Annotated in this window: 5 protein-coding genes and 1 pseudogene; 3 read left to right on the plus strand and 3 right to left on the minus strand. The window is 60.8% G+C overall.

The features are described from left to right. The coding region (locus tag WBF74_RS04605; RefSeq protein ID WP_424435864.1) for a GTP 3',8-cyclase MoaA at positions 1-660 on the plus strand (660 nt) is incomplete at its 5' end. A 6-nt stretch (positions 661-666) separates the two neighbouring features. Here the strand turns inward: WBF74_RS04605 and cutA are convergent. Continuing rightward, positions 667-1,017: a divalent-cation tolerance protein CutA gene (gene cutA, locus WBF74_RS04610; RefSeq protein ID WP_424435867.1), complete on the minus strand. Its 351-nt coding sequence runs from the start codon at positions 1,015-1,017 to the stop codon at positions 667-669. Positions 1,018-1,070: 53 nt separating this feature from the next. Between cutA and WBF74_RS04615 the strand changes: the two genes are divergently transcribed. Further along, positions 1,071-1,838 carry an NAD kinase gene (locus tag WBF74_RS04615; protein ID WP_424435870.1) on the plus strand — a complete coding sequence of 256 codons (768 nt, stop codon included), beginning with the start codon at positions 1,071-1,073 and terminating at the stop codon, positions 1,836-1,838. Positions 1,839-1,847: 9 nt separating this feature from the next. On the opposite strand, the gene WBF74_RS04620 is transcribed toward WBF74_RS04615, so the two are convergent. Beyond that, complete coding sequence (locus WBF74_RS04620; protein ID WP_424435873.1) at positions 1,848-2,681, minus strand: NUDIX hydrolase; 834 nt, start codon at positions 2,679-2,681, stop codon at positions 1,848-1,850. A 175-nt stretch (positions 2,682-2,856) separates the two neighbouring features. Here WBF74_RS04620 and WBF74_RS04625 point away from each other — a divergent pair, with 175 nt between their 5' ends. Next, entirely contained in the window at positions 2,857-4,050 is a 1,194-nt protein-coding gene (locus tag WBF74_RS04625) for an EAL domain-containing protein (RefSeq protein WP_424435876.1), read from the plus strand. A 3-nt stretch (positions 4,051-4,053) separates the two neighbouring features. On the opposite strand, the pseudogene WBF74_RS04630 reads toward WBF74_RS04625, so the two are convergent. After that, positions 4,054-4,187, minus strand: a pseudogene (locus WBF74_RS04630) (3-oxoadipyl-CoA thiolase); the annotation flags it as partial.

A 4,187-nucleotide genomic window follows, 5' to 3' on the forward strand; every position in this document is an offset into this window, starting at 1 on the left:
GCAGCAGGCATTCGCCGCGTGAACGTGTCACTGGACACGCTGAAGCCCGGTCTCTTTCAGCAGATCACTCGCTGGGGCCGTCTCCCGCAAGTGCTCGAAGGAATCGACGCCGCAAAGCGCGCCGGGCTACGCATCAAGATCAACACCGTTGCGCTCAAAGGCATGAATGAAGCAGAAATCCCGGCTCTCATTGAATGGGCGCATGGTGAAGGGCACGACATCACGCTCATCGAAACCATGCCCATGGGCGATATTGAAGGCGACCGCATAGCGCAATATCTGCCGCTCTCGGATGTTCGCCGTGCCCTCGCAACCCGGTGGTCGCTTGAAGAGCTGGATATGCGCACGGGTGGCCCCGCGCGTTATGTCCATGTGAAGGAGACAGGCGGCAGGCTCGGTTTCATCACGCCGCTGACGCATAATTTCTGTGAAAGCTGCAACCGCATCCGCCTCACCTGCACAGGCACGCTCTATATGTGTCTCGGTCGGGAGGATAGCGCAGATCTCCGCGCGCCCCTTCGCGCCAGCAAGGATGATACGCTTCTCGACAGCGCGATTGACGAAGCCATTGGCCGGAAGCCCAAAGGTCACGACTTCATCATCGACCGGGAGCACAACCGTCCTGCCATTGCCCGCCACATGTCCCTCACGGGCGGCTGACAAGGCTCACGCTTCCCGCAACTGCCCTCGCGCCCAGGCCAGATAATCGTCATTCCCGCCCGCAATCGGCAGTACCAACATGGCCGGCACCTCATAGGAATGAAGCGCCCGAAGCCTCTCCATCACCACCGGCAAAAGGGTTGCCTGCGTCTTGATGAAGGCCGCCGCTTCCCCGGCCACCTCCGCCCTTCCTTTCCATTCGTAAACGGAGCGCATGGCAGGATGGATGTTCACACAGGCCGCCAGCCGCTCACGGACGAGCGCCTCCGCCACGCGGCCCGCCTCCTCTTCCGACCCGAAACTCGAATAAAGGAAGACAAACTCGCCCTCAGCCTTGGCTTGCTTCTCGCCGTCCATATGCTTACCTCCTTATACTTGCGGAATTCGGCCCGCCCCTGAAAGAGAAGACGATGACATTCGAGAAGATCGCCTTCGTCGCGACAGACACACCTGAAGCGCGCTCCGCCCATGCGGCGCTTGTCAAACGCTATGGCGAGACCGCGCCCGAGGAGGCCGATGTCATCGTCGCGCTCGGGGGCGACGGTCTCATGCTCCAGACGCTCCATCAATATATGAACCGCCGCATCCCGATCTACGGGATGAATCGCGGCTCCATCGGCTTTCTGATGAATGAGTACCGCGAAGACAATCTGAAGGAGCGTCTTGCTGCGGCCGAGCTTGCCACCATTCACCCTCTGCGCATGCATGCAACGCTGGCCGACGGCAGCCAGCACGAAGCTCTCGCGATCAACGAAGTCTCCCTGCTGCGCGAGACCTATCAGGCGGCGAAGATTCGCATTTCCATCGACGGCAAGACGCGCATGGAGGAGCTGATCTGTGACGGCATTCTTGTAGCAACACCCGCAGGCTCCACCGCCTATAATCTTTCAGCGCAAGGGCCGATCGTGCCGATTGATGCCGCACTTCTGGCCCTCACTCCAATCAGCGCCTTTCGCCCGCGCCGGTGGCGGGGTGCCTTGCTTTCCCACCGCGCCAAAGTGCGCTTCGACATTCTGGAATCAGACAAGCGCCCCGTCAGCGCCGTCGCGGACCATACGGAGTTTCGTCAGGTTCAGGTGGTGGAAGTCGAGGAAGATGCGAGCATCGATCTCCTGATGCTCTTCGATCTCGACCATGGGCTGGAAGAACGCATCATCACCGAACAGTTCCTCTATTGAGGAAGGCGATCAGCCCGCTTTCGGTTTTGCCACATTTGCAACGGCGGAAAGAGGTTCATCCGTCACGCTGTATCCCGCTTCTGCCGGAATACGCAGGATGGGCTCGCCCTTTTCATTCTTCGTCACCTGCGGCTCCACCGTGACAACGGGTGTCTTTTTCGCTGTCTCGATTGCATGGCTGACATTCGGGCTGTGGCCAAGTTTTTCGACATTCATCCGTGTCGGGAAAATGATTGTGCGCTTGCCTTCCTCGGCTTCACGCAGCGCAATGTCCGGCCTGATCCACACACTGTCCACCGACTCCGACCCGTCATGCACGGCGAGATGATCTTCCGGCGCATTCGCAAGATAAAACCGCGTGTCAAAGCGCTTCGGCATCATGTTGGGCGTGATCCAATGCGCAAACGGCGTCAGCATGTCGCCCGCAAGACGCAGCCCCTCCCGCGCGAGGAAATCGGCAATGCCCACCTCACCCCGATTGAGAGGGTCGCGGTAATGCTCAAGCCCCTTGAGCCGCCCCGCATCAATGATCGAGCCTGTCTGCTCGGAGCGCGCCAGCAGCACGCCTGATTCTTCGAAGGCTTCGCGGATCGCCGCCACCCGCATGGAAAACTCCCAGTCATCAAGACCGTCCATGCCATCGGCGCGCTCACGCACAGCCGGTGCCATGTCGAGCTTGTCCACCTTGCCGCCCGGAAACACCAGAGCACCGCTCGCAAAGTCGATCTGGTGATGCCGCACCACCATGAACACTTCGAGCCCTTCCATGCCGTCCCGCAGCAACAGAATCGTCGCTGCCGGAATGAGCCTGTCACTCCCCGCCTGCCCTTGCCCGTTCGCCATCTCGCTCGCTCCCTGTCTGTGATTTCGATTTTGAATCGAATTTCACCTGTCCCGTTGACCTTCTGGCGACGTTGTCCGTCGCTCGTCGCGGCCGGTTAAGCACTCATAAAGGAGCATATCCGAGGCTGGACATGGACCTTGTTCCCGATGCAGTCGCGTACCGTCCGGTAAAAAGATGTACAGCAGTTCCTTTCGCCTGACCAACAGGGACATTGACCTCGCCTTTGACGCGAAGCACCTGTTCCTCGTGTGCCAGCCGAAACTCTGCCTGGCAACAGGCGAAGTGCTTGGTGCGGAAGCCTATATTCGCTGGAAACACCCTGATTATGGTCTGCTCCCGCCTGGGCTTTTCCTCTCCTTCTTCGAGCGGCGCGAACGCAGCGGCGAGCTGACCCGGTTTGTCGCACATGCCGCAGCGGAAACCATCGCGAAGTGGCAGCGGACCGGTCAGCACTGGCCCCTCTCCGTCAATCTCGGCGCGCCTGATCTTGCAGACAAGGGGCTGCCCGGCGCGCTCGACCGGATCATGGATGAACATGGCCTCGAGCGCAGCCTTCTTGTTCTGGAAGTACCGGAAGGCGCCTTCGCGCGGCATGGCGCAGAAGCACAGCAAACACTCGCCGCCTTCCGCCGCCTCGGCTTCAGCACCGCGCTCGATGGTGGCGGTGCAGTCATCGTGCCGGACGACCTGCTGACACCCGATCATTTTGACGAAGTGAAGATCGGCGGCGCGGCCATCATCCAGTTTGCCCGGCGTCTGAAAAGCACAGGGCTGGGCTTTGTGAGCCGCCGCGTCTCTCTCGCCGCATCGCGCGGGCTTCGCGCAACGGCAGTCGGTGTCGAAGACCGGACCACGCTCACGGCCCTTCCCGCCCTCGGCTTCACATCGGCGCAAGGCTCGCATATCGCGCCGCCTGCATCGCCCGCAGAACTGATCGGCTGGTCGGCACCGCCGCTTCTGCGCATCGTGGCGGCAGCCGAACCGGAGATCGAGGAAGAAATCCTCCTCACCGATCCCTTGCCAGAAAATGTGTTTGTGGAAACGGCGGAGACAGCGGAAGAAGAACTGCTTCTTCTCCCCGTCGAGGAATATTCATGGGAAGCGGCAGACGCTTTCATTCCCGGTGAGGAAGTGCGCGCCGTCTCCTGGCGACTGGACCGCACCTGCCTCTTTCCCGACAGGCATCTGCTCGCCCTTGTCCGCCGCCCGCGCACCTTGCCTCATATGAAGAAACCGCCGGAGAAGCCGCATACGCCGAAGCCCGCGCGAAAGACACGGCCAAAGAAAAAGACGGCCGCGAAACCGGCCGCCTTCTCTTCTGATCTTGTTTCCAGACGCAATCTGCTTCAGATCGCGCTTGGCTTCTGAGCGTCAGACGCGCTCGATCACCATGGCAATGCCCTGCCCCACGCCAATGCACATGGTACAAAGCGCATAGCGGCCCTGCCGCTTTTCAAGTTCATAGATCGCCGTGGTCACAAGTCGCGCGCCGCTCATGCCGAGCG

Origin of the sequence: Parvibaculum sp. (assembly GCF_049672805.1) — a bacterium.
Classification (GTDB): Bacteria; Pseudomonadota; Alphaproteobacteria; order Parvibaculales; family Parvibaculaceae; genus Parvibaculum.

What these genes read in the sequence shown, in the direction of transcription:
- cutA (WP_424435867.1), bottom strand. Translation starts at nt 1,017, where the DNA reads ATGGACGGCGAGAAGCAAGCCAAGGCTGAGGGCGAGTTTGTCTTCCTT.
- WBF74_RS04615 (WP_424435870.1), top strand. Translation starts at nt 1,071, where the DNA reads ATGACATTCGAGAAGATCGCCTTCGTCGCGACAGACACACCTGAAGCG.
- WBF74_RS04620 (WP_424435873.1), bottom strand. Translation starts at nt 2,681, where the DNA reads ATGGCGAACGGGCAAGGGCAGGCGGGGAGTGACAGGCTCATTCCGGCA.
- WBF74_RS04625 (WP_424435876.1), top strand. Translation starts at nt 2,857, where the DNA reads ATGTACAGCAGTTCCTTTCGCCTGACCAACAGGGACATTGACCTCGCC.